The organism is Blastococcus sp. SYSU DS0753 (genome assembly GCF_054051175.1).
Genome location: NZ_JBJHAT010000006.1, coordinates 155,552 through 180,614 on the forward strand (window position 1 = coordinate 155,552; position 25,063 = coordinate 180,614).

The window sequence follows — 25,063 nt, forward strand, 5'->3', positions numbered from 1 at the left end:
CGATCGTGCCCCGGAGACGCCGAGATCCCGCGATCTCCTCCGCCCCGGGCCCGGGGACGGGCGAGATCGCGGGATCTCTACGAGAGGGCAGCGCCGGCTACATCCGGACGTACAGCCGCAGGGTGACGAAGGCGGCGATGGCGGCCAGCGCGACGCCGACGCCGGTGACGACCACGCTGTTGGTGATGATCGCGCTCCACTCGACCTGGGGGATGATGCCGGCCCGGATCGGGCCGGAGAGGGTCCGGTCGATGAAGAGCACCTTGGTCACGATCAGCCCGCCGGCGGCGAGGAGCCCACCGATGAGGCCGGCGATCGCCGCCTCGAGGATGAACGGCAGCTGGGTGTACCAGCGGGAGGCGCCGACCAGCCGCATGATGTTGGTCTCGTTGCGCCGGTTGAACGCCGCGAGCTGGATGGTGTTGGAGATCAGCAGCAGAGCCGCCAGCGCCTGCACGACCGCGACGGCGATCGTCGCGTTGCGGGCGCCGTTGAGCAGGCTGAACAGCCGGTCGAGGAACTCGCCCTCGTCCCGCACCTGGTCGACGCCGGCCTCCCCGTTGGGGAACTGGGCGGCGATCACCTCGTAGCGCTCGGGGTTCACCAGCTCGACGCGGAAGCTCTCCGGCAGCGCGTCCGGCGGGGTGTTCGCCACCAGCTCCGGCTGCTGGCTGAACTGCTGCTGGAAGCGCTCGTAGGCCTCCTCGCGCGACTCGTAGATGAAGCTCCGGACCTCGTCGGAGGACTCCAGCTCGCTCTGGATCGCCTGACGCTGCTCGTCGGTGACGTCGTCGGCCAGGAAGATGGAGACCTGAACCTTGTCGTAGTAGATCTCCTTCATCTCGGAGATCATCCCGGCGATGAGCAGGCCGGTGCCCATGAGCCCGAGCGAGATGGCCGTGGTCAGGATCATCGCGACCGTCATGGTCAGGTTGCGACGGAGCCCGGTGGCCACCTCGGAGAGCACGAAGTTGACGCGCAATGGATTCCCTATCTGGATTCGTGCACGAGGCGAGACAGGTGCCTCGACGTCGTCGGCACCTGGTTGGACGACTCGCGGCGGGCGCTGCTAGCGGCCCACGCCGTACACACCGCGCGACTGATCGCGGGTGAGCACTCCCCCGTTGAGCTCGATGACGCGGCGGCGCATCGAGTCGACGATGTGGTAGTCGTGCGTCGCCATGACCACCGTGGTGCCGGTCCGGTTGATCCGCTCGAGCAGCAGCATGATGCCCTCGCTCGTCTCCGGGTCGAGGTTTCCGGTCGGCTCGTCGGCCAGCAGCACCAGCGGCCGGTTGACGAACGCGCGGGCGATCGCGACCCGCTGCTGCTCACCACCGGAGAGCTCGCCGGGGAGCCGGTTGGCCTTCCCCTCCAGCCCGACCATCTCCAGCACCTCGGGGACGACCCGCTTGATGGTGCGGTGCGGCTTGTTGATCACCTCGAGGGCGAAGGCGACGTTCTGCGCCACCGTGCGGTTGCGCAGCAGGCGGAAGTCCTGGAAGACGCAGCCCATGGTGCGGCGGAGCTTGGGCACCTTCCACTTGCTCATGGTGTTGAGCGTCTGGCCGTTCACCACGATCGTGCCCGACGTCGGGTCCTCCTCCTTCAGCAGCAGCCGGAGGAAGGTCGACTTGCCCGAACCGGAGGACCCGATGAGGAAGACGAACTCGCCCTTGTCGATCTCCGTGGACACGTCGTCGAGCGCAGGCCGGCCGCCGGCCGGGTACAGCTTGGTGACGTGTTGCAATTCGATCACGAGGCGCCACGGTACTAGTCCTGGCCGGGTATCCGGCCCGTTCGCCACGGAACGCTCCGGACTCGTTCTCGCGGTGTGTCACCGTCGCGCGGTAACCGCCGGGTCACCCGGTCACGCACGGTTGCGTCCGGCTCCGGATCGCCCCGGAATGTGACCTCGCCGACCGCGCCGGAACGGCCGGCCTCCAGGGGCCCGCGCCGAGCGTGCGAGGCGTGGGGGGAAGGGCGGTCCTTCTTCAGGCGGCGTCGACGGCCTCCTGCTGGCGCCGCCACCGGATGCCGGCCTCGATGAAGGCGTCGATGTCCCCGTCGAGGACGGAGGCGGTGTTGCCGGTCTCGTGCTCGGTGCGGAGGTCCTTCACCATCTGGTACGGGTGCAGGACGTAGGAACGCATCTGGTTGCCCCAGCTGCTGCCCTCCCCCTTGAGCGCGTCCATCTCCGCCTTCTGCTCCTGCTGGCGGACGACGAGCAGCCGGGCCTGCAGCACCCGCAGCGCCGCGGCCCGGTTCTGGATCTGGGACTTCTCGTTCTGGCAGGAGACGACGATGCCGGTCGGGATGTGGGTCATCCGGACCGCGGAGTCGGTGGTGTTGACGCTCTGCCCACCCGGCCCCGAGGAGCGGAAGACGTCCACCCGGATCTCGTTCTCCGGGATCTCGACGTGGTCGGTCTGCTCGACGACGGGCAGCACCTCGACACCCGCGAACGAGGTCTGCCGGCGGCCCTGGTTGTCGAACGGGGAGATCCGCACCAGCCGGTGGGTGCCCTGCTCGACCGAGAGGGTGCCGTAGGCGTAGGGCACCTTGACCGAGAAGGTGGCCGACTTGATGCCGGCCTCCTCGGCGTAGCTGATGTCGAGCACCTCGGTCGGGTACTTGTGGCGCTCGGCCCAGCGCAGGTACATGCGCATGAGCATCTCGGCGAAGTCGGCGGCGTCGACGCCCCCGGCCTCCGACCGGATGGTCACCAGCGCCTCGCGGGAGTCGTACTCGCCGGAGAGCAGGGTGCGCACCTCGAGCTCGTCGATCGCCTTGCGCAGGTTCGCCAGCTCCTGCTCCGCCTCGGCCGTGGTGGCCTCGTCGCCCTCCTCGGCGGCCATCTCGTGCAGCAGCCCGACGTCCTCCAGGCGTCCGCGCAGCTCCTCCACCCGGCGCAGGTCACCCTGCATGTAGGAGAGCTTGGAGGTGAGGGCCTGGGCGGCCTCGACGTCGTCCCAGAGGTCGGGCGCGGCGGCCTGCTGCTCGAGCTCGGCCACCTCCCGGCGCATGCGGTCGACGTCGAGGACGGCCTCGATCGACTTCAGGGTCGTGTCGAGCTCGTCCAGGACGACGGAGAAGTCAGCGGAGGCCACGTCGACCCAGGGTAGTGCGCCCCCGCCCCGGGTAGGCAGGGATGCCATGACCGATCCGAACCGACCTCGCTCGCGTGAGGACTACGCACGCGGCCTGCCCGACCACCACGACCCCACGGCCGGGTTCGCCGGGGCGCGCCCGGCCCGGTCGGCGCTCACCCTGCGGCTGGCCCTGGCGATCTTCGGCCTCGTGTTCTGCGTGCTCGCCGGTCTGGGTTGGCTGATGGTCGACGACCTGCCCACCTGGCCGGCCGTGCTGCTGTTCATCGCCGCGGCCGTCGCCGTGGTGGACATCGTGGTGATCGTGCGGCGCAAGGCGCGCGGCGAGCCGGGCTGACGGCGGTCAGCCGGAGGTCGGGGACCCGAGGCCGCGGGACAGCGCCCCGGCCCCGGTGAGCAGGGGCGCCGGCGGCGGCCCCGCGCAGTGGTTGGCCATCCAGCCGGGGATCTCCTCCGCCGGCATCGGCCGCGCGATGTGGAAGCCCTGGGCGAAGGTGCAGCCCAGCTCGGTCGCCAGGGCCAGCTGCCCGGCGGTCTCGACGCCCTCGGCGAGGGTCCGCATGCCGACCGCCTGCGCCAGCCCGACGACGGCGGCGATGGCGGCGGCGGACTCCCGGGCCCGGCCGGCCACGCCCACGACGAGGCTCCGGTCGATCTTGAGGACGCCGGCCGGGAGCGAGACGAGCTGGCCCAGCGAGGAGAACCCGCGACCGAAGTCGTCGATGGCGACCTCCACGCCGGTGACCCGCAGCGCGGCCAGCTGGGCGGCCGCCGAGTCGAAGTCGGCGGCCACGCTGGTCTCGGTGAGTTCCACCACCAGCCGCTCGGGCGGCAGCCCCGCCTCGGTGAGAGCCGTGGCGACGTCGGAGCCGAGCGTGCCGGTGGCGAAGTGCTCGGCCCCGATGTTGACGCCCATGACCAGCGGTAGCCCCGCCGCGTCCCAGACGGCGGCCTGCCGGACGGCGGTGCGCAGGACCCAGCGGGTCAGCGGGACCATCAGGCCGTGCTGGACGGCCAGCGGCAGGAACTCCCCGGGCCCGAGCAGCCCGCGGTCCGGGTGCTGCCAGCGCACCAGCGCCTCGACCGCCGAGCAGTCGCCCGTCGCCAGGTGCATCACCGGCTGGTAGTGCAGCACCAGCTGCCCGTGCTCGATGGCCCCGCGCAGCTCACCGGCCAGCTGGAGCCGGTCCTGCGCGGCGCTGCGCAGGTCGGGGGTGAACATCCGGACCCCACCGCGTCCGGCGGCCTTGGCCGCGTACATGGCCAGGTCCGCGTCCCGGACCAGATCGGTCGAGCGGACTCCCCGGCGGTCATCGCGTCCGACGGCGGCGATGCCGATGCTGGCGCCCAGGGTGAGCGTGCGCCCCGCCAGCACGAACGGCTCGGCGAGGGCGGCCTGGCAGCGGGCGGCGAGGGCATCGGCCCCGTCGCTCCCGCAGTCCCGGCACACGATCACGAACTCGTCGCCACCCAGCCGGCCCACCGTGTCCTGGCTGCGGGTGGCCTCGAGCAGCCGGGTCGACAGCCGGCGCAGCAGTTCGTCGCCGACCTCGTGGCCGAGGGAGTCGTTGACCTCCTTGAAGCCGTCGACGTCGAGGAACAGCACCGCGAGGGCCGGGCGTTCGGGGTGCTCCAGCTCCCGGTCGATGAGCTCGTGCAGGTACGCGCGGTTGGGCAGCTCGGTGAGGTGGTCGTGGCGGGCCTGCCAGGACGAGGCCAGCTCGGCGCGCACCCGCGCGGTGACGTCGGTGTGGGTGACGACGACGTGCCCCTGGTCGCCCACCCGGGTGGCCTGCACGTGGAACCAGAGCCGCCCGCTGCCGGCCGGGCTGGGCAGCGAACGGTCGATCGCCACCTGCGTGCGCGCGCCGGCGATCAGCTCGCGCAGCTCGGTGATGAGCTCCCGACCGTCCGGATCATCGGCAAGCCCGACCGCCTCGGCGTAGTAGTCCGCACCTGGCCGGATCGACTGCCCGTGCTCGAGCCCGGCGGCGACCCAGGCCGAGTTGACCATCACGATCACGCCGTCCGGGTCGAGCAGCACGGTCGGGGACGGCAAGGCGTCGACCACGGCGCCGACGAGCGCGGCGTCCGAGGCACGGGACGCGGCACCCTCCCGGCCGTCGAGCGGCAGCCCGCCCTGGCTCACGCCTCGCGCCACGTCTCCTCCGCCGGTCCCGGGGCGCCCGCTGGCGCGCCGCTCGTCCCCTCCATCGGCAGCTGTGATCCCTACCGCAGCCAGCTTCCTCTGTTCTCCCCGGAAAGGGGGGGGCCAATCAGGACGGGGAGTCGGTCTCCGCTGCGATCCACCGCAGGTAGTCGGGGTTGCCGCCGACCAGCGGGAGGGCGATGACGCACGGGACGTCGTACGGGTGCAGCTCCCGGGTGCGCGCGACGATCCGGGGCACCAGCGCCCGGCGGGTGTGCAGGGCCACCCGGGCCTCGCTCTCGTCCTGCACCGCCCCCTCCCAGCGGTACACCGACCGGATCGGCGTCACGTGGTGCCCGCAGGCGGCCAGCCGCTCGTCGACCAGCGTGCGGGTGTAGCCGGCCAGCCAGTCGGCGTCCGCGGCGGTGACCACGACCTCGCAGAACTCCTCGTCCATGCGCGCATCCTCCCCGGGCGCAGGTCGCCCTGCGTGGAACCGGGGGTCTCGGGGGTAGGGGGCCGTGCATGAGCGACGAGATGACGATCCAGGTGGATGGCCAGGAGTACGTGGTGACGCCGGAGGGCGAGGGCCTGCGGGTCGGCCGCCGCGCCGAGGGAGAGGTCACCTGGCTCGAGTCGGTGGACGGCAGCCTGCTGGACGACCAGGCGCGTACCGCCCTCTCGAACGGCGACACCTCCGACGAGTCGCTGCTGCGCGCGGTGCGGGGCGTCGTGCAGGCCGAGGTCGAGCGGGGCGGCTGACCCGGGGGCGCCACGGCTGACCGACCCGACCGGTCGGGTCGGTCAGCCGCCTCGGCGGCCGCCGCCACGCCCGTGCTGCTCCCGCCACCCGCGGGCGGAGTCACGGGCGTGCTCGACCTGGTCGCCCGGCCCCCGAAAGATCACTGCAGGTGGCCGTCGCTTCCGGCCAGCATCGTGAGCACGATCATGGCGGTGAGGACGATCGTCGCCGCGACGACGACGCCGAGGGCGCACAACCAGCCGCGGCACTCCGGGCCGCGCTTCTCCGCGGGCGGGGCCGACCGCACCTCGGCGCGGCCCACGGCCGGACGCTGCCCGACCGCGGGCCGCTCCGCCGTGCGCGGACGCTGCTGCACGTCGACGCTCATGACCACTCCCTCTGCTCGGTGGTCGGGCGCCGGCGGCGCCCGGACCGGGTGCTCTCCCGGACCCGCTTCCATGCTGGTCGCGGGGGGTGGTCCCGCGAGAGGGCCGAGGGTCCCGACCGCCGGGCCGGAGGTCCCTGCCGACGAGGGCCCCGGGGACCGACCGACGTCTCCAGGGCGGTACGGCTATCCCGCGCCGGTCAGCGCTGCCGTCGGTGGCGTGCGCAGCGCCGAGCGGGCCGGCAGCCCGATGCCGGCGACCGCGATCGCGGTGACGACGACGGCCGCTGCGGGCAGCAGCCACCAGGGCCCGGCCGGCCAGGGCCGGTCGAGGAACCCAAGGCCCAGCAGCGCCAGCGGCACGGCCGAGACCAGGACCCCGGCGAGGACGGCGGCGGCCGAGATGAACCCGGCCTCCCACCGCACCATGGCTCGCAGCTGGGCCGGCGTGGTGCCGCTGAGCCGCAGGGTGGCCAGCTCCTCGCGGCGCTGGGCGGTGGCGGCGACCAGCGAGTTGGCGACGCCGAGCAGCACGTAGCCCAGCAGCACGCCGACCACCGCGAGGTTGACCCACGTCTCCGGCGGCACCGCTCGCGCCGGTCCGGCGGTGGCATCGGCCAGCACCAGGCCCGGTCGGGCCGCGACCGTCTCGGCCAGCGCCCGGTCGGCGGCGGCGCTGCCGTCGGTGCGGACCAGGAGCTGGTCGGCGAGGTCGCTGGTGGTGTGCCCGGCGGCCAGGTCCGAGGAGAGGACGACGGCGCCGAGGCCGAGCGTGCGGTCGTAGACGGCGACCACCCGCGCCGTCACCTCCGCACCGTCACCGAGGGTGAGCCGCACCCGGCTGCCGACGCCCGCGTCGCGGGCGCGCGCCGCCTCGGTGCCCAGCGCGACCGTGTCGCCGGTCAGCCCGGCCAGGCTGCCGGCCCGGACGTCGAGGTCGAGCACCTCGGGCGCACCGGGGGTGAGCACCAGCGCACCCTGCGGTTCGACGGTGACCTCGCCGAGCATGCGCTGCGCCCACAGCACCGCAGTGGTGCGCACGGGTGCTGCGGCCTCGACGCCGGGGGTGGCCCGCACGGCGGTCAGCGCGTCCTCGGGGACCCCGCCCAGCGCCGGCGCGGCGACCTGCGCGGTGGCCAGCGTGGCCTCCTCTGCCTCCCCGGTGACGGCTGCGGCCACCGTGGTGTGCGAGGAGGTGTAGGTCAGCGCGAGCACCACGGCCATCGCCAGCGTGGTGACCGCACCGGCCGAACGCAGCGCGTACCCGTGCAGGTTGGCCACCGCGAGCCAGGTCGGTGCGGAGGTGCTCGCCGGGAGCCGGCGGGCCAGCCCCCCGGTGACCCGGCGCAGCAGCACCGGGCCGGCCAACGCCAGACCGATGGCGCCGACGATGCCGGCCAGCGACGTGCCCGCCGCACCGAGCTGCGACCGCAGCAGCAGCGGCAGCACCGCGAGCGGAAGGGCGGCCACCAGGAGCCCCAGGCCGATCCGGGTGCGCACCGCCGACGGCGCCGCCGGCCCGGTGCGGCTCTCCCCCAGGGCGGCGGTGACCGGCGCCCGCGAGACCCGCCACGCCGCACCCCGGGCGGCGACCTGGACGACCAGGAGCAGCAGCAGCGTGGCGGCCAGCGCCGGCAGCGGGCTCCACGTGAGCGGCAGCTGCTCGGGGACCAGGCCCGTGCCGGCCAGCAGCCGGCGGAACCGGTCGGCGAGCAGGTAGCCCAGCGCGATCCCGGGGACCAGCGCGACGGCGGCGGCCAGGCCGGCCTGGTTCGCGACCAGCCGGCGCACCTGCCGCGGGGTGGTGCCGACCGCGCGCAGCAGCGCCAGCTCGCGCCGCTGACCGGCGATCGAGACCGAGAGCGCGCCGGCGATGACGAACCCGACGACGAGCAGCGGTACCCCGGCCAGCGAGGAGGCCAGCGCGACGAGGAGGCTGCGGGCGGCGGCCGCCTCGGGCAGCACCAGCTCGCCCCGGTCGTCCCCGGTCGCCACCTCCAGGCCGGTGCCGGCCACCTCCGCGCGGACGCCGTCGGCGACCCGGGTCGTCGCTCCCGGCTCGACCCGCAGGCCGACGAGGTCGACGGTGCCGGTGCGCCCGGCCAGCCGTGCGGCGACGTCGTCGGCGAACAGCACGCCCGCGCCGGCCGGCCCGGCCACCGCCGTCACCCGGTACTCCGCCGTCCGCCCCGCGGCGACGACGCGGACGGGATCGCCCGGCTCGAGGCCGGCGGCCGCGGCCACGGCCGGGTCGACGGCTACCTCGTCCGGGCCGGTCGGCGGGCCGCCCCGCACCTGCCGGTCGGGCAGCAGCTGCAGCGAGCTCCAACCGTGGCCGGCGGTGCCTGGACCGTCGCCGACCACGTCGCCGTCCGCGGTCAGCACGGCGGCCGGGAACGCGAGGTCCCCGGCGGCGGCGGTGACGCCGGGCAGCCCGGCGAGCCGGCCGGCCAGGTCGGCGGGCACGCCGGCCCGCTCCGGCAGCGCGACCGGCAGCTCCCCGGCCGACCGCACCGTCTGGTCGGCGGCGACGAGCACGTCGGCGCCGGCCAGCCGGCCGGCCGGCAGCTCCGAGCGCAGGCCGGACTCGGCCAGCACCCCGGTGGCGGTGACGATGGCGGCCCCGCCGAGCACCGCGCAGACCACCGCGACGAGTGCGGCGAGCCGGCGGCGGGTCATCCGGAGGGCGATCGCGAACACCGGGCTCACCGCCCCAGCTCGGCGAGGCGGGCGGCCAGCTCGGCGGCGGCCGGGGCCTCGTGCGTCTCGACGACCCGACCGTCGGCCATCACCAGCGCGCGGTGGGCGCGGGCGGCGGCGGCCGGGTCGTGGGTGACCATGACGACGGTCTGGCCCAGCTCGTCGACCAGGTCGCGCAGCAGCCCGAGCACCTCACCGGCGCTGCGCAGGTCCAGCGCGCCGGTGGGCTCGTCGGCGAAGACGACGGCGGGCCGGGCCACGAGCGCCCGGGCGATCGCCGCGCGCTGCTGCTGCCCGCCGGAGAGCTCGCTCGGGCGGTGGCCGAGCCGGCCGGTCAGCCCCACCCGGTCGACCAGGGAGCGGACCCACTCGCGGTCCAGGCGCTGCCCGGCCAGCCGCAGCGGCAGGGTGATGTTGTCGGCGACGGTCAGCGCCGGCACCAGGTTGTAGGCCTGGAAGACGAAGCCGATCCGGTCGCGGCGCAGCTCCGTCCGGCGGGTCTCGTCGAGCCGGCCGATCTCCGTGCCGTCGAGCAGCACGTCGCCGGCGGTGGGGGTGTCCAGGCCCGCCGCGCAGTGCAGCAGCGTGCTCTTGCCCGAGCCGGAGGGGCCCATCACCGCGAGGAAGGAGCCGCGCGGCACGGCGAGCGTGACGTCGTCGAGGGCCCGGACGCCGTTGGGGTGCACCTTGGTGACCCCGTGCAGCGCCACGGCGGGCTCCCGGGGTGCGGCCGGGTCGGTGCTCGGCCGGCGCAGGGCGGCGGTCATCGCCGGCGGACGTGCAGGGTGATCAGCGCGGCGACGCAGCCGGCGGTGACCACTCCGGAGGCGATGCTGGCCACCAGGGGCAGCACGCCGAACGACGCGAGCGCGTTGACGGCGACGCTGAGGGCCAGCAGCAGCCACAGCGCGGTCCGCAGGCGGCCGCCGTCCCCGGCGGGCCGGGACGGCGGGCTGTCGTACCGGGGCGGGGTGGGGTGGCCGCCGGGAGCGGGGGACGGCGAGGTGTCCTCGAGGCGGTAGGGGTCGGGCACGACGGGCTCCTGGAGGTCGCGGGATCGGTACGTGATCGATCCTCGGGACGGCGCAGCGGCCTGCCGATCCCCTGACCTGCCCGATCGGGGTACAGCAGGCTGTACTCCTGCGGCCCGGGTGCTGACGGCGAGGCCCCGGTGCTCCTAGCGTTCGGGGGTGCCTCCCGCTCCCCCGCCCGTCGCGCCGGCTCCCGCGGCCGCGCGCGGGCTGCGCCCGGCGGCGGCCCGCGCCGGCCGGGACACCCTGACCGCGCTCGAGCAGCTCGGCGGCGGGCTCGGCACCTCGCTGCTGGCACTGGTCGTGCTGCTGTGGGTGCTCGTCGTCGCCCTGACCTGCCTGGTGGGCATCGGCGTGCTGCTGGTCCCGGGCGCGCTGCGGCTGGTGCACGCGCTGGCCGACCGGGAGCGCGCCCGCCTCGCCCGCTGGGGCCCCGACGTCCTCGGCCCCGCCGCGGCGCCCCGGTCGCCGTTCGACCCGGCGGCCCGGCGGGAGCTGGCCTGGCTGGCCGGGGCGGCGACGGTGGGGCTGGTGTGGACGCTGGTCGGGGTCGGGCTGCCCGTCTACGCGGTGCGCGACCTGACCTTCCCGCTGTGGTGGCCGCTGCTGCCGCCGGGCGAGGCGAGCCGGCCGTGGTGGTGGTCGGTCGACACCTGGACCGGCGCGGCCGCCGTGGCCCTGCTCGGGCTCGGCTGGGCGGCGCTGGCCGTCGGGGCCACCCCCGGGATGGCCCGGCTGCACGCGCGCGCGGCGCGGCGGCTGCTGTCCCCGCCGCCGGGCACCGACCTGTCGCTGCGGGTGGCCGAGCTGACCGCCACCCGGGCGGCGGCGCTGGACGCGCACGTGGCCGAGCTGCGGCGCATCGAGCGGTCGCTGCACGACGGCACGCAGAACCGGCTGGTGACGACGACCGTGCTGCTCGGTGCGGCCCGCCGCTCGCTGGGGCGGGATCCCGCGGCCACCGAGGAGCTGCTGGAGCGGGCCCAGGACGCCGCCGAGCAGGCGCTGGCCGAGCTGCGGTCGGTCGCCCGCGGGATCCTGCCGCCGGTGCTGGTCGACCGCGGGCTGTCCGGCGCGCTGAGCGGGCTGGCGGCGGCCAGCCCGGTGCCGTGCACCGTGGACGTCGACGTCCCGGTGCGGTGCCCGGCGTCGGTGGAGGCGACCGCCTGGTTCGTGGCCGCCGAGGCGCTGACCAACGTGGCGCGGCACAGCGGCGCCACGGCGGCGCGGGTGACGGTGCGCCTGCACGAGGGCCGGCTGCACCTGGCGGTGACCGATGACGGCCACGGCGGGGCGGCCGAGGGCGGCGGCTCCGGGTTGACCGGGGTGCGCCGGCGGGTGGAGGCGCACGACGGCGTCTTCACGCTGATCAGCCCGCCGGGTGGGCCGACGACGCTGGAGGTGGCGCTGCCGTGCGGATCGTGATCGCCGAGGACGACGCGCTGCTGCGGGAGGGGCTGGCCCTGCTGCTGCGCGCCGAGTCGCTCGAGGTCGTGGCGACCGCGGACGGGCCGGAGGGGTTCCTCGCCGCCGTCGACGAGCACCGCCCGGACGTGGCGATCGTCGACGTCCGGATGCCGCCGACGCACACCGACGAGGGGGTGCGGGCCGCGGTCGAGGCGCGGCGCCGGCAGCCGGAGCTGGCGGTGCTGGTGCTGTCGGCCTACGTGGAGCAGGCGTTCGCCACCGACCTGCTGGCCGGCGGGGCGCGGCGGCTGGGCTACCTGCTCAAGGAGCGGGTGGGGCGGGTGGAGCAGTTCCTCGACGCGCTGCACCGGGTGGCCGACGGCGGGACGGCGATCGATCCCGAGGTGGTGGCCCAGCTGCTCACCCGGTCGCGTCCGGACGCCGGGCTGGACCGGCTCAGCTCGCGCGAACGGGAGGTGCTCGCGCTCATGGCCGAAGGGCTGGGCAACGCCGCGATCGCCGCCCGGCTGGTGGTCACCGACGGAGCGGTGCACAAGCACATCCGCAGCATCTTCGCCAAGCTCGACCTGCCGCCGACCGACGCCGCCGACCGCCGGGTCACCGCGGTGCTGCGCTACCTGGACGCGGTCCGTCGCTGACCCCTCGACCGGCGCGTGACCGGCCGCACGGAATGCTTGAGCGTTCAACACACGCTGCACAGTGCATGACCGTCAGCAAGGCCGCCGTCACCGCCGTCCCCCTGCACCCCCTGCTCGCGGGGCGGTGGAGCTCCCGGGCCCTGGACGCGGCGCACGAGCTGACCGACGCACAGCTGACCGCGCTGCTCGAGGCCGCCCGGTGGGCGCCGAGCGCGAACAACACCCAGCCGTGGCGCTTCGCGGTGGCGCACCGGGGGACGGCCGAGTTCGCCGCCGTGCAGGACGCCCTCGCGCCCGGGAACCGCCTGTGGGCGCACGCGGCATCGGCGTTGCTCGTGGTGGCGGCCGAGACCACCGGCCCGGACGGGAGCCCGCGGCCGTGGGCCGTGTACGACACGGGCCAGGCGGTCGCGCACCTCACCGTGCAGGCCGAGCACGAGGGCCTGGCGGTGCACCAGCTCGGCGGCTTCGACCGGGAGCGGGTCGCCGCGCTGCTCGACCTGCCGGCCGCCGTGGTCCCGCTGGTGGTGCTCACCCTGGGCGTGCGCGACGCGGAGGCCGAGCTGCCCGAGGCGCTGGCTGCACGCGAGCGGACGGCGCGGGAGCGGCTGCCGCTCGACGCCCTGCTGGTGCCCGTCCCGGCTCAGCCGTCGGCGTAGCGGTCGCGTTCGACGACGAACTGACCGGTGGCGGTGTTGGCGTCGACGAACTCCGGCAGCAGCGGGATCCGCACGGTCACCGTCACGCACACGGAGAACTCCTCCCCCGGTGCCAGCGTCGGGGCGTAGCTGCCCGCCGCCTCGCACCCGGCGCCGGCCGGCGCGTACGCCAGCCGCAGGTCGGTGGCCTCGATCGACTGGTCGGCCACCGCCAGCTGCGCCGCGCTCAGCGCCCGCTCGTGCCCGGTTCCCGGATCGGGTGCGGTGCCCATCGCCCGCCCCGCCTCCCGGGCCGCGGCCTGCGAGGCGAACACCCCGCGCTGCACCGCCGAGAACCCCGCCACCACGTAGATCAGCGGGCATCGCCAACGTCCCGACGTCCGTCGTGGACAGCTTCCCCGAGGACGCTCCGAAGGAGCTGCCCGCCGTCCGCCTAAAGGCCGTCAACGACCCGGAGCAGAACACCATCGACGGCACGATCTCCGGGGAGGTGGAGCTGCGTTACATCCGTAGCGAGCTGCACCGCGAGCTGAAGGCCGAGAACGTCGAGGAGAAGCTCAACGCCAAGGGCGTCCGCTGCCAGGTGCAGGACCACGGCACCGACGACGGAGACGTTCACGTCGACCACCTCCGCATCGACGTTCGGTCTGCGGCTATCGGTCTGCCGGTCATCCGGTCTGGCGACGTCCAGCCCTTCCGACTGAAGTCGTTCCTGTCCGGCATCGAGGTCGACGCGGCTGCACCGCACTGGTCGGACAAGTCCGAGGTCGGCAGCAAGACCAGCGACAACGGTGCCGTCCGCACGCCATCGCGTCGAGCTCGGAGGCGGAAGCGTTCGGCAAGGTCGCCAGCATCGAGGAGGCGGACGGAGTCCGCGCCATCACCATCGACCTGACCCTGCACGTCTGGGGCGGCTACGGACGTAGCCAGCAGGAGGTGTTGGCCCGCGGCCAGGAGGTCATCGAGGGCCTGCCGGGAAAGTTCGTCCCCGCCATCGGTCGAGTGACTGACGTCGACATCGAAGGCATCACGCCGAACGAGCGTCGCGGACGGGCGTTCCGCGCCCGCGTCGTCTTGTCCAGCGAGCTGCCTGCCTGACCTGACGCGCTGCGCCTGGGGCTCCCCTTCGGGGGAGCCTCTGGCCTAGCGTCAAGGCGATGGACAACAACAAGAGCGATGACATTCGCTTCGCCGAGATCGTCCTGGGGGTGACCGTTGTCGACGGTCCGCCGCCACCTGGCAGCAAGCTCGCACGCCTAATCGAGCTGGGCGAGGAGAAGGACCGCGAGAGCCATTCGCAGGAGTGGCTGAACGACCAGGCGCGGAAACTCTGAGCAGCCCGAGAAACCGCTGAGACGCCCCAGGAGGCCCCGAGTCGGCCTCCTGGGCGTCATTGCTCGATTGATGAAGAGCCTTCCGCCAGAACGGCGCTCAGGCGGTTCATCGACCTTAGACTGTGGCGCCAGGATTTTCGAGAGGTGCCGGACCTCCCGGCAAAGCAACCGCGCCGCTTCCAGACCTGGTGCCCCAAATCGACTTCAAAACCGTGGCGGCGTCTTGGCTGCTAAGACGGAGCGGTGGAGGCCAGCAGCCTTGGGGGTCACCCCCCTCCCCCTACGCGCGTCCCAACTTGTCCTTCGCAAGTTGCGTTCGGAACCGCGACCAATCTTCAGAGAGGTCGCCAAGAGCGATGGCCACAAGGACGCCCAGGGCGGCAATCGAGAGGACGTCGAACGGCCTGAGGAGAGTCGCGGATCCCAACCCCGCGAGCAGACCGCACATAACCGCGCGCCCAAAACTTGCAGGAAGCACCAACAAAACCGCAGCAAAGGTCGCTACGACCGCGGGACGCGGATCATCACCGGTGTGCCATGTCCATCCGAGAGCGAGTCCAGCGAATGCAACTCCAGCCCAACCGCGCATCCGCCTACCCGCCTTGACGCGTTCTCCCTCCGCAGGTTCGATGAGGAACGGGTTCCCCCTCGCTTTGGCGACGCGCGCGGCTATGGGCGTTACCAGAATGAGGGCAAGAACTAGCGCCAACAGCAAGCTGACGACGTACGCCACGGTCGCCATAGAATCCCCCAAGAGCAGACGCTTCGTCAGTTACAGGCCGGCACCCGGGATGCACTTCCAGGCGGACGCCTCATACGGGTATCTGCGACCAATCATATGCGAGCGCCTTCTGCCGATCCCAGAATGCACCAACCTCGGGCTTCCACGCCGGATTGACACGTCTCGCGATGGCAAGAAATCCAGCGACTTCGACACCGTTCGCACGGAGGGCGTATGCCGCGCTGTTCACGCGCGACCCCGTCGTATACACATCGTCGACCAACAAGACCCTTCTGGGAAGGGCGACGGCCGCCCGAACTTCGTACGCCTCCGGGTGAGGTCGCCTGAACCCAAGCGGGCCAGGGCCTCGACGAAGGATGTCCAGCACGGGCGTATCGAGGTTGAGTGAGGTCAGAACATCAGCCAGCGGGTGAGGTGGGGGCCGATCGGTGGACGGCACGACCACGATCCCATCGACGAGACCGAAGACACTGACGAGATCACCTCCCCGCTCGATCAGGAAGCGCCCCAAGAGCGCCCGCACGAAGGCCGCGTACTCCGGCACGTAGGGCTCATCTTCATCTGCGAGCCGGCCCTTGTACTGAGTTAGCCAGTCCCTGAGTAGCGACGGCTTCATATACAGGCTCATGACACGGAGGCGCAGCGCTGGACTGCCCAACACGGTCAAGACGTCATCACAGTTGGAGCACTGGTCCCTGCCGGTGTCATTCCAGCTCCGACAGCGGGGGCAGACGTCCGAACCTTCTTGAGGGGGCATGACCAACTCAAAGGTCAATTCGTCCGACAACTCGATTATGGGCTGGTGCTCCGCACGTACTACAAGCATGCAGCCTCAAGAATAGATGCCACTTCGTCCACGGTGCTTACGAAGATGGCGGACGTGGTTGCCGCCATTTCCTGCGCCCACTGCTCGCCTCCGAGCGTCGGCGCCCACAGCAGCGTCTTCTTACCGTACCGAAGGGACTGCTCCCCCTCGTGCCGACTGCCACTCCTGGAGCGGCCATCCATCACCAAACTGAAATCCGCAAGGCCAGCAATCACACTGTTGCGCCGTAGGAAGCTCGTGCCAGTACGCGGGCCATCTGGCGTGAACTGCGAAACCAAAGCCCCCTTACGCGCGATCACGTCAGCAAGGGCACCGTTCCTCGGCGGGTAAATCTGGCGCATACCCGTCCCCAGTACAGCGACAGTGTGGCCGTTAGCCTCCAAGGCACCCTGATGTGCGGCGGTATCAATTCCCAAGGCGAGTCCAGAGACCACACTGATGCCCTTGCTAGCCATCGCCGCACTCACGGCATGGGCCTGTTCGCACGCCTCGGGGGACGTGTCTCGGCTGCCAACGATGGCGATCGCTGGTGCCGCGTCCTTGAACCACCCCTTGACGAACAGGAATGGCGGACGATCCCAACAATCCGCTAGCCGTGTTGGATACGCAGGGTCGCCAGCAAGGACCAGGCGAAGATCCGCATCATCGGATGCATAGGTTTCGAGCCGCTTTTCCCAACGCTCAACACGACCCATGTCGATCTCCGCGCAGAGGTACGCGGTCAGAGGAGACGAGTGCTCGTCTGGCGACAGGCGGAGGAGCGCCTCACGCTGACGAGGGTCGGAGAGCACTCCCGACAGGTCCCCCGGTTCAGCGGGCAGCAGCTCCGAAGCCGCCAGGACGATGGCCGGAGCACGGTACGTCTGCATGGCTAGCAAGGTAGGGGCGGGCACCGACAGTTTCGGCGTCTGAGACATGGCGAGCTCCCGGCTCATGCTGCGTACATGGCCTGCCGAAGCAGGCGCTGTGCGGCGCGGACAGCCACGATCCGATCCCCGTGGTTGAGGTGGGCCCAGTCCTCCTCGGTCGCAGGCCTGCCTCCCAGGATGGGCGGAGACGTGACGGACCGCCAGTACTCCTGCGCGGCTCCGCCAGAAGCAGCTAACGGCACAATGCCGACGTCGGCAGCCTCAGCCCACTCGATCTCTTCGGGCGTCCGACTGCGGCCCCCAATCACAAGCATCGCTCGCGAGTCCTTCAGAATGCCTTGGACTAGCGCCTCTCGCTCCAATTCCGTGTGGATCAAAGTTCCGAGACGCTCTTCAAGCGGCTCCGCCCTCTCAGACTTCTCTCGCACGTAGAACCTCAAGCGCTCGGGGTCATACCGATGCTCGGCCTTCTGCGCGATAGCGATCTGCCGAGTCGTCTGCCACCCGGCCGGACCGCCCAGCGAGGCGAATCTCCAGTCCTCTGACGCCAGGATGCCGCCAACAGCCTCACCCCAGTCTCTGATCTCTCTGGCGTCTCCACTTCCCGAGATGAACACCTGAGCGGGCCGCGTACGACGCACTAGTTGAGCAAGCATTGGCTCAAGCTCGGAGAAGTCTTCAACTTCGCACACCTGGACGCCTGACGCCTCCAGGTCTCGCACGCGCATGGAGTGCAAGGCAAGGTCACGCGAGTTGTCAGGCCGCCGCAGAACCGTCAGATGACGATCCTGGTTGGCCGTGCCACTGCGCCGAGCCAGACGTAGTAGCAGGTCGACGTTGGGGTCAGTGAAGCCGAACCCGAGAAACAGCATGACGCGGGTCATGTATGTCGCACGAAGCAATGCCCATGTACGCGGACGCGCGTCCTCATACTCCTCGTAATCTGTACGGGAGATGACGGGCGGTGCGACCCACTTGTTTTCATGCGCCGGATCAACACTTCCGTGCATCTTCGCGATGTACGGACGACCACCGATCCTGCGGACGTCCTCGTCCATTTCAGCGACGAAGGCGTCCGGAAGGGCTTGCTCAAGAAGCGTGTCGTAGTTTGTTGTCCAGATTTCCCGAAGCGGAAGCTGGGCAAGGTGAGCGTGACCGGCCGTCGGGCTAGCACTCCTTCCGGCAGTCCCCTGCCAGAGCATATCTTCCAAGGTTGGTCGACCACCGTGCGTGCTTTGAATGAAGTACTCAGCGAGCAAGGGGTAGTCCTGAAGATCTACCGGCAAATGCGCGGCCCTACGGGCGGGCTCGAGGATCTCTCCCCACGTAGGCAGGCCGGCGGCGACGGACAGTCCCGCGCCTACGAAGAGGCTCGCGTTGCCGTCGAGCATCGCCTGGCCAAACTGATCGACCAAGCCGTGCGGTTCAACTGATCCCACTGCATCCCCTTCTGCTTTGCCGGGCGAAACGAGCCACCAATGAACCTGGTGCAGGGGCCCACAAGAACAGAGGACCTCCCCGCGCGGGTGTTCGGCTTCCCCGTGCCGACTCGAACCTAGGCCAGCAGACTCGACGCAGCCGGTAGGCAGCGCCCAGCGATCGGGACCGACGCTGTCGCCTCACGGTTCGCGTCCAGTGGCGGCACCCCTCAGGGAGAGGTCTCCCCCATCACGCTCTGGGGCCCACCCGTGAGACGTAGCAGTCGCTCGTCCGCTGACCGCTCGGGCCACGGCCGAGGCACCTCCCGGACCTCGCCAGGCGGCAACCCCTTTCGCGCACTCCATTGCCAGAGGTACTCGAAGAGGTCAACAGTCGCTTGGATTAGCGCATCAAGGAGTTCGAGCCACTGTCCGGCGGGGATGGTCCCCGGACGATAAGGCAAACCGCCGGAGATGGCTCCTGGCCGGTTGTCCAACTTGTCAATTTGCCATGCCGCCGCTATATGCGCCGGGGAGAAATGCACCCAGCCGGACGTTCGGTCATACATCCTCGACGCCCACGGGTGATCTTTGGCGGCGAGATCTTTCAGTCGACCATCTGTCAACTTCTGCTTGCCGTCTCGCATGTGCCTGAATTCTTGTCCGCGAACCAGCGCACCCGATATCTCATCGGCGCTGCTGGCGTTCGCGATATAGTGAACCCTGAACAGGGAATCCAATTGTAGACGTACAAGCGGGGCGACGGCCGCCAGGTTATGAGAGTCGAAAGCGTCGGAAAACCCCTCTACAAGACCGTAACTCCGCTGGAGGATCGGCAGGAGCACGAGATCCGTCATAAACAGTTGTCCCTGGTCCACCTCCGCAATCAGTCGATACAGGGGAAGATGGGAGATCCGGAGTTCATCCAGGTACATCCGCCCCTCATTCAGGACGGGAAACAGGTCTGCCGTACTGCCGGGGAGGACAGGCCGGGAGCCGCGCAGAGGCCGGTATACGGGAAAGCCCTGGGGGCTACTCTTCCCGCCCTGTCCTGATTGCCCCTCCGTGGTTCCCATCCCGCCACAGTACGTCGTCGACCTACACGATCAGACCCGATTCGTCGGGCCACGCGGCAGTCCGTCAGGGTCCGCTCATGCCTGCTAACGGCGTTGACGCGGGACGGTCGTTTGCAGCCACGAACGGTCCAGAGGCCCCCTAGCCAGTCGAGGCAGCGCCAAGCGTCAACGTCGCCCGGTACTGGAACCACGCACGTCCCCGCCCGTCTCTCGTCCACTCGGGACCGTCAACCATCAGCCCGGACCAATCGGGAGGTTTCCCGGTTACCAGCGACTGCCTAAGGTCATGTCCCCGGGTCGTCATCATCAGTCTCGGTTCCACCCGGGCCAGTCGCCCACTGGTCTTCCGTCATCCCACCAAGCTCGGTGAGCACTCTAGAGTTTGAAATCCCCGTGCAGAGATCGCCGCTCGGAAGCCGACTCCAGCCGTGGTCAAGGTCACCGCGCCGAGCCGCCTCGACCAATTTGCACGCATCATTGGCTAGATGGTCATGGCTGCAACGTGCGCGGCAGTCGACGAATAGCTGGGCGTCGCCGCTCGGTGGAACGATCAGCAGTGCACAGAGCAGGCCTCGGTCATCAATCTCAGCCGGCTTCTTCTCCCACGACAGGAGGACACCGGGGAAATCCAGCAGCGTGAACTCCGCCGCCGCTTGCGCGGCACGTCGGGAACTGTCGTACTCGGTGGACCTTTGCGTTCCATCAAGGCCGGCGTCCACGATCCAGCCATAAGGTTCCGGCTCGCCCCGCAGGCCGGGGATCGCCCATCCGCTTAGCTCTGAGGGCGGCTGGACGACTTCGGCGAGTGAAGCTGGATCGAACGGCGTGGGAACAGGCACCAATGCGACGGAGCCACCATTCCCACGGGACAGAAGAGCTATGGCTACCTGCTGCACGTCCGGCGGCAGGAATACACCTGGCCCGCTGACTAGCACGAGCACATGCAGGGCCATCCCAACCGGCGGGCCATCCACGACGACTTGCGGCGCAGACGACGTCAGCGAGAGGGCGACCAGCTCCCGTTCCGGGAACTGAAGGGCGTACCAAGGCGTCCAGCCGGGGATCATCTCTTCAGTGGTCAGTTCCCATCGGGCGAGTGCGTGCCGATCGCCGGGCCGCGCCTGCGCCCGGACTGCGTCAGAGAGCCCGTACTGCCCGTGCCCAGACGCCGGATGGAGACTGATCTTGAAGTCCACGACCTGGGTGCTAGGGGCCAGGTACACGTCGTCCTTGGGCTTGCCTCCCTCCTTCCCGGTCCAGACACGCCACTCACTTGACCTCCGGCCGTCGGTCGACCTGACCACGAAGCGGCAGACCGTCTCGGAGGGCGAAGTCACGAGGTCAACGTACTGCGGGCGCGATGCGTGGATCAGGCCGTTTGCGATGGGCCGACCTAGCCGCACGGCCAAAGTTTTCCTGAAACGAGCACAGGGCGAAGGCGGCGACAACCGGCAGGTTGTCTCACTGGGCAACAAGCTGCTACCAATCGTTACTCGGGCGACAACGCTCACATAGCGCCTCAAGATCGATGCTCGTTACCCGTTCCGACTCTTCAGACCCATAAACAGCGAGCACTTGCTGGCCATATTGCGCGGCGAGCCCGACACCAACTAGGTGTAGCCCAGCCAGTTTGTCCGGAAATGGCGAAGGAAAGGCAATAACACATGACTTCTCCGTAGCCGTCAGGTTGCCGTACTTTTCTTTCCGGGTCCATGCCACGAAAGTGCTCCCTCTGCCACCCTCAAGGAGGCGCAGCAAATGTTCATGGAGGGAGTGGGAGATTTCGTCTCCGTCGAGCACCCGATAGTACGTCACGCCACGCCTCGTGACGGCATCCTCGATTGCGTTCAAGTAGCTTGCTGCACTTGAGCGGGCACCGAGCGCCAAGATGGTCTCTACTGCCGCGTTGACTTCCGCCGTAAGCGCTCGTCTGACCGCATCAGCGTCAGCCAGGTAGGAGGCGTTAGATTGCAGGCCGGCCTCTATCGCCTCAATATGCCGCTGCAAGGAGTCTAGTCGCGTCCTTCGCTCAAGCACGGCTGTTATGAGCACCAGCCCGACTGCTGCGAGCATCAAGGAAATGACGGCGCCTAGGCCCTTGACGTCGGTCGGCGGGCTGAGCAGGGAGCGGATGCTCACCACGACTCCGAGAAGCCCGACTCCCGCCAGCAGCAGATCGGCAGCTCCAAGGGCCAAGCGTCGTAGCACAGGTCCCCCGCTCCTCATGCCGTCCTCACCAAGGCGTCGGCACTGCCGTGCACGCGGACCTTAAGGGCAGGCGCCGCGTCTGGAGGGGAAACCTCCCGGGCGTGCCCACCGCGTGCCTCCCAGGGGCAGGTCACGTGCACTGACGGCCACCGAAAGCCCCGTTATGGTCACAAGGCGAAGAGGACGGTGACCGGCAGCACGCGACCGGTCAGAAACCGTTTCCTTCGTTCGTGACCAAGCGCGCCGTCCTCTACGCCCGACTGTCTGTCTCCTCGGAGGAGTCAGTCAGCATCGAGAGGCAGCTACAGGCCGGCCGGGACCACTGCGCGGCAGAGGGTTGGGAAGTAGTCGGTGAGCATGTGGACGACGGGGTGTCGGCGTCCGCCAACGCACCGGAGCAGCGCAAGGGCTGGCAGGCGCTCATGGACCGCCCCGACGGCTCATTCGACGTCGCCCTGGTTTGGAAGAGCGACCGACTTGCCCGCAAGACTCTCGACTTCCTCCGAACGAACGAGGCACTACAAGCCAAGGGCGCGGGAGTCGCTGCCGTCGAAGACCCCATCGACATGAGCACGCCCACAGGCCGAGCGGTCGCCACCGTGAGTGCTGCCTTCGCGGAGATGGAAGCCGAAGGAATCCGGGCGCGTGTCCGCGCCGCCCGGCGGGAACTCATCAAGCAGGGCCGAGTGCCCGGCGGGGCCGCACCGTTCGGCTATCACAATGTTCCTAACCCCAGCGGGCGGGGCAAGGTATGGGCAAATTACCAACTGGCCTACGTGGCCATTGATATGCCGGATCCGCCCGAGTCGCCGGGTGACATGCTAAACGTCTTCCTCGCCGACGTCGAACAGACTCGTCTTTTGATTCGAAAGGAACTGGGGGTGGACTGACGGACGCAGCGGCGGCGGACGAGCGCGCCGCTCGCCTCGCCGGCACCGCCGGCTCATCGCCTAGGACTAACGGGCGACTGCTTACCCAGCTCATCGCACTCCATCCGCACCGAACAGGCCAGCGCAGATGCGGCGGCATTGTCGGTAGGGTCAGGACATGCTTAGGATGAGGCAGCGGCGGCGACGGATTTGCATCTCGCCGTAAGCGCCGGACGCCACAGACGTATTTCCGTCGGGCCATGTGGAGGCATCGGGTGATTGTTTGGTCAAAGTTCACCCTTGCAATTCGCTCGTGGAGTTTGGCCTTCGCGGCAGAATGGCGCACACTCAGTCAGACCAATAAGGTCGTATTGATTGCCGCTTTCATCGGAACTTTCGGCGCCCTAGCGCAGCCAGTCGTCACCCGGCTTGTGAATGGCTCGTCCGACACGCAAGGTTTTGAGGGAGTCGAATTGGTCAGCACAGTTGCGCTCGATGAAGCGGCGGTTGGCGGCCCCCCCGACTCGGTGAACCAGGTGCTGGATATTAAGTTGCGGAACACCGGTGAGGAAGTTCAGGTTTTGAAAGAGGTCTCTCTCACCGTCAGCGTAGCGGTGCCTATTCTTTGCGGCACGACACACGCGTCTGCCTTGCCGGTCTCAGGAACATACGACCTCGTTCTACCGGCCACTCCGCCTCCGGAAGGTCATCGCGAGACGGTGCAAGTCTCACAGACAATACCCCCGGGCGAGGCGGACCGTATTCAACTCCGGGTGAGCCTCGCAGACGACGGAGAGGCGCCCGACCTCTTGTACGTGGTGAAGGTGCAACTAACGTTCAATGCTGGAACGGAGGACGTCCTTACTAGTCCAGATTTTCCGGTTCTCCCTTTTGTCAGGGATATCGACTTGCACTTCGCTCGAAGGTGTCCGCAGGCAAGCGCAATCCGAGATTTTCTGGAGGAGAGCCCGAACCTCAGCGGTCGAGGTCAGCAGCTGCTTGAAGCTTTGCAGTGATTCAGGCCGCTGGTGGGCGCTCACGCAACTGCGCGGACAGCGCGCATCCCCGTTGAAACGTCTCGGTTTCAGACGGGTCGCACGCGGAAGGCGGCGGGGGCACTCATCGCGGTGAAAGCGTGGAGGCTGCACCCCCGACGGTTCACCCGTCGGCCCGTTCTGAGCGCTTGCCCGGCTCATACTGTGGGGAAGGTTCCCTTGTCCAAGCTGCGAGCGTCAGCAGGCCAGTGATCAGCAGGCTCGCACAGACAATTGCAACGACGATGAAGGACCCGGCGCTCCAGCCCACCCGCCCGCCATAAAGCATCACTTCTACGACGGCGAGTACTCCTGATCCGAAAGTTACGATTAGGACGCGGACGATCACCAGCCAGTCGACCAAGTCGAACCGATCCTTCGACATGCGAATAACCGGGCCGAACAGCGCTGAATTACCGGGGAGCAGCGCTTGCTTCCACCCACCTCTATCAAGCCGAGGGTAGACCTCTCGAAGTGTTGAACTCACCTTCGCCCTCAGGTGCCAGTGGTCATACTGGATGTTCAACATGTTGTAGAACTCGTAGGCTGTAATCACGGGCACAATGGCTAGCAATGGCGTCAGGTCCTCTAGGCGCAGAGAGAACACCGAGACTGCGGCTGTCGCATTTTCTCGGGCGAGTGCGAAGAGTGCGCCGAGGGACACGACGATAAGGAGCGATCTGCGGTACTGAGACTCCGCCTCTCGCATATTTGTGAGAAGTTCTTTCAGGTAGTCTTTAGCAAATGCTCTGTGGTGCTCGTCGTCAAAGACGTACAGCGGTCGAGACGATCCAGTGTCCCCCATAGTTGACCCTCACGTTCGGTGACCAAAAGTCGATTGTGGACCGTTACGGAGCCTGATAAGGCGAGCACTGTACGCGGGTGACCATAGGGGTGTCCGATTAGGTCGACCACCGACGTCACACCCCGGACGATCCTCATCAGGAACATGCCGGTTGGAGACGGGCTGCACCAGGAAGACGACCGGCACCATCATGGCGATCTCCTTGCGGCCGCCGGCCTCCAGCAGCCGGCGCTTGCCGGCCTCGCGGACGTCGGCGGCCTGGGCGCGCAGCACCTCGGCCAGCGGGGTGCCCCGCTCGATGGCGACGAGCAGACCGTCGATGAACCGGGCCAGCGGGTCCAGGGAGGTGCGGTCGGCGACCTGCTGCAGCGCATCGGTCAGCGGGACGCCGGCCCGCGCCCGGCCCAGCGCCGCGCCCAGCTCGCGGGCCAGCTCACCGCCGGAGAGCCGGGTGACCCGGGCGATGGCCGCGGTCGGGCTCTCCCCCGCCGTCACCGCGAGCGCGAGCAGCTCGGCGACGACCGGGAACTCGGCGAGCAGCAGCTCCTCGCGCCGCTGCACCTGCTGGGTCAGCCACCAGTCGCGTCCGAGCACCCCGCCGACCAGGCCGGCCACGCAGAGCAGCCCGGCCGACAGCACGTTGAGGTCGCCGGCGGCCAGCGACCCGACGGCCGCGACCAGCGCCGCCCCGAGCAGGCCGAGCCCGCCCCAGACGACCTGCTCGATGCGGAAGTCCTCCACCGTCAGCTCGCCACCGAGGGCGTCGAGCCGGCGGGCGCACCGCGGCGCGCCCGCCGACGAAGCGGTCGACCACGCGGGCGCCGTTGCTGATCGACGGACCGGCGATCCGGCGCACCGCCGAGAGCAGGCAGGGCTCGGTCGCGGTGCCGAGCAGCCGCGACGGCGGCGGGGTGTCGTGCACGTACGGGGCCAGCCGGTCGACCAGCCGGACAGATCGGAACGGCGGCGCGTACGTCAGCACCAGCACCAGCCCGGTCGCGGCGAGCAGGCCGAGCAGGCCGAGCAGGCCGAGCAGCATG

Annotated in this window: 28 protein-coding genes; 10 read left to right on the forward strand and 18 right to left on the reverse strand. The window is 69.9% G+C overall.

Annotated features, from left to right (window positions below):
* Nucleotides 1-97 precede the first annotated feature (97 nt).
* From ftsX to prfB, 3 genes are all read right to left on the reverse strand, one after another.
* Nucleotides 98-982 (reverse strand): permease-like cell division protein FtsX, encoded by an 885-nt coding sequence (ftsX, locus tag ACI799_RS07890; protein ID WP_456587374.1) that lies wholly within the window; start codon nucleotides 980-982, stop codon nucleotides 98-100.
* Nucleotides 983-1,069: 87 nt separating this feature from the next.
* Nucleotides 1,070-1,759: a cell division ATP-binding protein FtsE gene (ftsE, locus tag ACI799_RS07895; protein ID WP_456587373.1), complete on the reverse strand. Its 690-nt coding sequence runs from the start codon at nucleotides 1,757-1,759 to the stop codon at nucleotides 1,070-1,072.
* Between the two features lie 235 nt (nucleotides 1,760-1,994).
* On the reverse strand, nucleotides 1,995-3,110 hold the full coding sequence (gene prfB / locus ACI799_RS07900; RefSeq protein ID WP_456587372.1) for a peptide chain release factor 2: 1,116 nt from the start codon (nucleotides 3,108-3,110) through the stop codon (nucleotides 1,995-1,997).
* A gap of 46 nt (nucleotides 3,111-3,156) precedes the next feature.
* Here prfB and ACI799_RS07905 point away from each other — a divergent pair, with 46 nt between their 5' ends.
* Entirely contained in the window at nucleotides 3,157-3,447 is a 291-nt protein-coding gene (locus ACI799_RS07905; RefSeq protein ID WP_456587371.1) for a DUF6343 family protein, read from the forward strand.
* A gap of 6 nt (nucleotides 3,448-3,453) precedes the next feature.
* Here ACI799_RS07905 and ACI799_RS07910 read toward each other — a convergent pair whose 3' ends face one another.
* Together ACI799_RS07910 and cutA are read right to left on the reverse strand one after the other, a co-directional pair.
* A complete protein-coding gene (locus ACI799_RS07910) occupies nucleotides 3,454-5,271 on the reverse strand; it encodes a putative bifunctional diguanylate cyclase/phosphodiesterase (protein ID WP_456612809.1) in 1,818 nt (605 codons plus the stop codon).
* A gap of 115 nt (nucleotides 5,272-5,386) precedes the next feature.
* On the reverse strand, nucleotides 5,387-5,716 hold the full coding sequence (cutA, locus tag ACI799_RS07915) for a divalent-cation tolerance protein CutA (RefSeq protein WP_456587369.1): 330 nt from the start codon (nucleotides 5,714-5,716) through the stop codon (nucleotides 5,387-5,389).
* 68 nt (nucleotides 5,717-5,784) lie between these two features.
* Between cutA and ACI799_RS07920 the strand changes: the two genes are divergently transcribed.
* Nucleotides 5,785-6,021, forward strand: a complete 237-nt coding sequence (locus tag ACI799_RS07920) for a hypothetical protein (RefSeq protein ID WP_456587368.1) — start codon at nucleotides 5,785-5,787, stop codon at nucleotides 6,019-6,021.
* A 140-nt stretch (nucleotides 6,022-6,161) separates the two neighbouring features.
* On the opposite strand, the gene ACI799_RS07925 is transcribed toward ACI799_RS07920, so the two are convergent.
* The 4 genes from ACI799_RS07925 to ACI799_RS07940 all read right to left on the reverse strand — a co-directional run bounded on the left by ACI799_RS07925 (nucleotide 6,162) and on the right by ACI799_RS07940 (nucleotide 10,119).
* A complete protein-coding gene (locus ACI799_RS07925) occupies nucleotides 6,162-6,389 on the reverse strand; it encodes a hypothetical protein (protein WP_456612810.1) in 228 nt (75 codons plus the stop codon).
* A 183-nt stretch (nucleotides 6,390-6,572) separates the two neighbouring features.
* Nucleotides 6,573-9,095: an FtsX-like permease family protein gene (locus ACI799_RS07930; RefSeq protein WP_456612811.1), complete on the reverse strand. Its 2,523-nt coding sequence runs from the start codon at nucleotides 9,093-9,095 to the stop codon at nucleotides 6,573-6,575.
* Nucleotides 9,092-9,853 carry an ABC transporter ATP-binding protein gene (locus tag ACI799_RS07935; protein ID WP_456612812.1) on the reverse strand — a complete coding sequence of 254 codons (762 nt, stop codon included), beginning with the start codon at nucleotides 9,851-9,853 and terminating at the stop codon, nucleotides 9,092-9,094. Before ACI799_RS07935 ends, ACI799_RS07930 begins: the two co-directional genes overlap by 4 nt.
* Complete coding sequence (locus ACI799_RS07940) at nucleotides 9,850-10,119, reverse strand: hypothetical protein (RefSeq protein WP_456612813.1); 270 nt, start codon at nucleotides 10,117-10,119, stop codon at nucleotides 9,850-9,852. The genes ACI799_RS07935 and ACI799_RS07940 overlap by 4 nt, the downstream gene beginning before the upstream one ends.
* Before the next feature lie 157 nt (nucleotides 10,120-10,276).
* Here ACI799_RS07940 and ACI799_RS07945 point away from each other — a divergent pair, with 157 nt between their 5' ends.
* The 3 genes from ACI799_RS07945 to ACI799_RS07955 all read left to right on the forward strand — a co-directional run bounded on the left by ACI799_RS07945 (nucleotide 10,277) and on the right by ACI799_RS07955 (nucleotide 12,842).
* Nucleotides 10,277-11,542, forward strand: a complete 1,266-nt coding sequence (locus tag ACI799_RS07945; protein WP_456612814.1) for a sensor histidine kinase — start codon at nucleotides 10,277-10,279, stop codon at nucleotides 11,540-11,542.
* On the forward strand, nucleotides 11,530-12,183 hold the full coding sequence (locus tag ACI799_RS07950; protein ID WP_456612815.1) for a response regulator: 654 nt from the start codon (nucleotides 11,530-11,532) through the stop codon (nucleotides 12,181-12,183). Before ACI799_RS07945 ends, ACI799_RS07950 begins: the two co-directional genes overlap by 13 nt.
* A gap of 65 nt (nucleotides 12,184-12,248) precedes the next feature.
* The gene (locus ACI799_RS07955) at nucleotides 12,249-12,842 is read left to right on the forward strand and encodes a nitroreductase family protein (RefSeq protein WP_456612816.1); all 594 of its coding nucleotides are present in this window, start codon (nucleotides 12,249-12,251) and stop codon (nucleotides 12,840-12,842) included.
* On the opposite strand, the gene ACI799_RS07960 is transcribed toward ACI799_RS07955, so the two are convergent.
* A complete protein-coding gene (locus ACI799_RS07960) occupies nucleotides 12,827-13,189 on the reverse strand; it encodes a hypothetical protein (protein WP_456612817.1) in 363 nt (120 codons plus the stop codon). The two genes, ACI799_RS07955 and ACI799_RS07960, sit on opposite strands and share 16 nt — an antisense overlap.
* 38 nt (nucleotides 13,190-13,227) lie before the next feature.
* Here ACI799_RS07960 and ACI799_RS07965 point away from each other — a divergent pair, with 38 nt between their 5' ends.
* The 3 genes from ACI799_RS07965 to ACI799_RS07975 are packed head-to-tail and all read left to right on the forward strand — an operon-like array spanning nucleotide 13,228 to nucleotide 14,176.
* Entirely contained in the window at nucleotides 13,228-13,737 is a 510-nt protein-coding gene (locus ACI799_RS07965) for a hypothetical protein (RefSeq protein ID WP_456612818.1), read from the forward strand.
* A 41-nt stretch (nucleotides 13,738-13,778) separates the two neighbouring features.
* A complete protein-coding gene (locus ACI799_RS07970) occupies nucleotides 13,779-13,940 on the forward strand; it encodes a hypothetical protein (protein ID WP_456612819.1) in 162 nt (53 codons plus the stop codon).
* A 59-nt stretch (nucleotides 13,941-13,999) separates the two neighbouring features.
* Nucleotides 14,000-14,176, forward strand: a complete 177-nt coding sequence (locus tag ACI799_RS07975) for a hypothetical protein (protein WP_456612820.1) — start codon at nucleotides 14,000-14,002, stop codon at nucleotides 14,174-14,176.
* An 812-nt stretch (nucleotides 14,177-14,988) separates the two neighbouring features.
* On the opposite strand, the gene ACI799_RS07980 is transcribed toward ACI799_RS07975, so the two are convergent.
* The 6 genes from ACI799_RS07980 to ACI799_RS08005 form a co-directional block, all read right to left on the reverse strand.
* A complete protein-coding gene (locus tag ACI799_RS07980; protein WP_456612821.1) occupies nucleotides 14,989-15,546 on the reverse strand; it encodes a ComF family protein in 558 nt (185 codons plus the stop codon).
* 188 nt (nucleotides 15,547-15,734) lie between these two features.
* The gene (locus ACI799_RS07985; protein WP_456612822.1) at nucleotides 15,735-16,613 is read right to left on the reverse strand and encodes a DNA-processing protein DprA; all 879 of its coding nucleotides are present in this window, start codon (nucleotides 16,611-16,613) and stop codon (nucleotides 15,735-15,737) included.
* Nucleotides 16,614-16,675: 62 nt separating this feature from the next.
* On the reverse strand, nucleotides 16,676-18,052 hold the full coding sequence (locus ACI799_RS07990; RefSeq protein WP_456612823.1) for an SIR2 family protein: 1,377 nt from the start codon (nucleotides 18,050-18,052) through the stop codon (nucleotides 16,676-16,678).
* 209 nt (nucleotides 18,053-18,261) lie between these two features.
* The gene (locus tag ACI799_RS07995; protein ID WP_456612824.1) at nucleotides 18,262-18,966 is read right to left on the reverse strand and encodes a hypothetical protein; all 705 of its coding nucleotides are present in this window, start codon (nucleotides 18,964-18,966) and stop codon (nucleotides 18,262-18,264) included.
* A 425-nt stretch (nucleotides 18,967-19,391) separates the two neighbouring features.
* Nucleotides 19,392-20,303: a hypothetical protein gene (locus ACI799_RS08000; protein ID WP_456612825.1), complete on the reverse strand. Its 912-nt coding sequence runs from the start codon at nucleotides 20,301-20,303 to the stop codon at nucleotides 19,392-19,394.
* A gap of 283 nt (nucleotides 20,304-20,586) precedes the next feature.
* A complete protein-coding gene (locus ACI799_RS08005; RefSeq protein ID WP_456612826.1) occupies nucleotides 20,587-21,246 on the reverse strand; it encodes a hypothetical protein in 660 nt (219 codons plus the stop codon).
* A gap of 299 nt (nucleotides 21,247-21,545) precedes the next feature.
* Here ACI799_RS08005 and ACI799_RS08010 point away from each other — a divergent pair, with 299 nt between their 5' ends.
* Nucleotides 21,546-22,205: a recombinase family protein gene (locus tag ACI799_RS08010; protein WP_456612827.1), complete on the forward strand. Its 660-nt coding sequence runs from the start codon at nucleotides 21,546-21,548 to the stop codon at nucleotides 22,203-22,205.
* A 254-nt stretch (nucleotides 22,206-22,459) separates the two neighbouring features.
* The gene (locus ACI799_RS08015; protein ID WP_456612828.1) at nucleotides 22,460-23,200 is read left to right on the forward strand and encodes a hypothetical protein; all 741 of its coding nucleotides are present in this window, start codon (nucleotides 22,460-22,462) and stop codon (nucleotides 23,198-23,200) included.
* 142 nt (nucleotides 23,201-23,342) lie between these two features.
* On the opposite strand, the gene ACI799_RS08020 is transcribed toward ACI799_RS08015, so the two are convergent.
* Both ACI799_RS08020 and ACI799_RS08025 read right to left on the reverse strand, forming a co-directional pair.
* The gene (locus ACI799_RS08020; RefSeq protein WP_456612829.1) at nucleotides 23,343-24,023 is read right to left on the reverse strand and encodes a hypothetical protein; all 681 of its coding nucleotides are present in this window, start codon (nucleotides 24,021-24,023) and stop codon (nucleotides 23,343-23,345) included.
* A gap of 9 nt (nucleotides 24,024-24,032) precedes the next feature.
* The gene (locus tag ACI799_RS08025; protein WP_456612830.1) at nucleotides 24,033-24,764 is read right to left on the reverse strand and encodes a type II secretion system F family protein; all 732 of its coding nucleotides are present in this window, start codon (nucleotides 24,762-24,764) and stop codon (nucleotides 24,033-24,035) included.
* Between the last annotated feature and the right edge of the window lie 299 nt (nucleotides 24,765-25,063).

Bases quoted from the DNA above. Each gene is read 5' to 3' on its own strand.
- ACI799_RS07920 (WP_456587368.1), top strand. From the start codon at position 5,785: ATGAGCGACGAGATGACGATCCAGGTGGATGGCCAGGAGTACGTGGTG.
- ACI799_RS07935 (WP_456612812.1), bottom strand. From the start codon at position 9,853: ATGACCGCCGCCCTGCGCCGGCCGAGCACCGACCCGGCCGCACCCCGG.
- ACI799_RS07955 (WP_456612816.1), top strand. From the start codon at position 12,249: ATGACCGTCAGCAAGGCCGCCGTCACCGCCGTCCCCCTGCACCCCCTG.
- ACI799_RS07975 (WP_456612820.1), top strand. From the start codon at position 14,000: ATGGACAACAACAAGAGCGATGACATTCGCTTCGCCGAGATCGTCCTG.
- ACI799_RS07995 (WP_456612824.1), bottom strand. From the start codon at position 18,966: ATGTACCTGGATGAACTCCGGATCTCCCATCTTCCCCTGTATCGACTG.
- ACI799_RS07980 (WP_456612821.1), bottom strand. From the start codon at position 15,546: ATGAGCCTGTATATGAAGCCGTCGCTACTCAGGGACTGGCTAACTCAG.
- ACI799_RS07925 (WP_456612810.1), bottom strand. From the start codon at position 6,389: ATGAGCGTCGACGTGCAGCAGCGTCCGCGCACGGCGGAGCGGCCCGCG.
- cutA (WP_456587369.1), bottom strand. From the start codon at position 5,716: ATGGACGAGGAGTTCTGCGAGGTCGTGGTCACCGCCGCGGACGCCGAC.
- ACI799_RS07905 (WP_456587371.1), top strand. From the start codon at position 3,157: ATGACCGATCCGAACCGACCTCGCTCGCGTGAGGACTACGCACGCGGC.
- ACI799_RS08020 (WP_456612829.1), bottom strand. From the start codon at position 24,023: ATGGGGGACACTGGATCGTCTCGACCGCTGTACGTCTTTGACGACGAG.
- ACI799_RS07985 (WP_456612822.1), bottom strand. From the start codon at position 16,613: ATGCAGACGTACCGTGCTCCGGCCATCGTCCTGGCGGCTTCGGAGCTG.